Raw genomic sequence first — 1,454 nt, forward strand, 5'->3', positions numbered from 1 at the left:
AACCTCCTAATGATGTTGTCAAGCCGTCGCAGTGACGGGTAGGACGCTTTGGTAGCACTGTCCGTCACGGATGAGGGCCCAGAGGACGTTCACGCGTCGGCGGGCCAGGGCGAGCACAGCCTGGGTGTGCCGCTTGCCTTCGGCGCGTTTGCGTTCGTAGAACCGGCGCGACGCGTCGCAGTTGCGGATGCTGATGAGCGCGGAGGTGTAGAAGACGCGCTGCAGGCCGCGATGGTAGCGCCTGGGCCGGTGAAGGTTGCCGCTGATGTTGCCGGAGTCCCGGGGAACCGGGGCGACTCCGGCAAGGCTGGCCAGGCGGTCGGCGGTGCCGTAGCGGCGCATGTCGCCGGCGGTGGCGGCGAGGAACTCGGCGCCCAGCAGGGTGCCGATGCCGGGCATGCTGGAGATCACTTCGGCGAGTTCGTGGTCGCGAAACCGGGCCGCAATGAGCTTGTCGATCTCGGTGATCTGCTCGTTGAGGCTCATCACCTCCTTGGCCAGGGTGTGGATCACCTGCGCGGTGATCTTCTCCCCGGGGACGGCGGTGTGCTGGCGCTCGGCAGCTTCGAGGGCGGCCTCGGCCAGGGCTTCGGGGTTGCGGACCTTGCGGTTGCGCAGCCAGGTCGCCAGCCGTTTCCCGCCGGTCCGGCGCAGGGCGGCGGGGGTCTGGTAGCCGCTCAGCAGGATCAGCGGCCCTGCGTTACCCAGGTCAAGGGTCCGTTCCAAGGCCGGGAAGATTCCGGTGAGTTGGCCGCGAAGACGGTTGATCCGGCGGGTGCGGTCGGCGTTCAGGTCGCTCCGGCGGTTGGTGAGGACCCGCAGCTCGATGGCGTGCTCGTCGTCCGGCCGCAGGACCGTCAGGTCCCGGCGCATCCGGGCCTGGTCGGCGATGACGGTGGCGTCCTTGGCGTCGGTCTTGCCCATGCCCCGGTAGCCGGCCGAAGCCCGGTTGACCGCCAGGCCGGGTATGTAGACGAGGTGCTGCCCGTGGTTGAGCAGCACGCTGATCCACAGTGCGGCCATGCCGTCAGCGACATCGACCGCCCAGACCACGTCCTCGTCGAGGGCCAACACATCGGTGAGCAAGGCCAGGAGCTCCGGCTCGTCGTTCAGGACACGCCGCGACAGCAGTCGTTCGCCCTCGGTGTTCAGGACCACGCAGTGGTGATGGGTCTTGCCGATGTCCGTACCCGCCCAGATCTGGGCCACCAGTTCCTCCGGTCGTTCGATGACGCTCTGTTCTCCCGGACGACCTCGCCGGCGTGGTCCTACTCAGCGATCCGCCCGCGGGCGTTCGCAACTCCTAATCAGCGGCCGAGTCGTCGTGAGACACCGGGCGGCCAGGTTAGGGGAACCATCGAGGGCAACCGCATGAAAGCCATACCCGGCGTCTCTGGGCCTCTGGACCTTACGACGGCCCGTCCAACCCGCGAACAAGGTAGGACCGCATGACG

The 1,454-nt window shown here is 67.9% G+C and carries 1 protein-coding gene; it reads right to left on the reverse strand.

Translation table 11 applies throughout. The features are described from left to right. Positions 1-18 precede the first annotated feature (18 nt). Positions 19-1,209 carry an IS110 family RNA-guided transposase gene (locus AC07AW_RS41225; protein WP_478820598.1) on the reverse strand — a complete coding sequence of 397 codons (1,191 nt, stop codon included), beginning with the start codon at positions 1,207-1,209 and terminating at the stop codon, positions 19-21. Positions 1,210-1,454: the final 245 nt, after the last annotated feature.

It is taken from the genome of Streptomyces sp. NPDC044003, assembly GCF_056435185.1.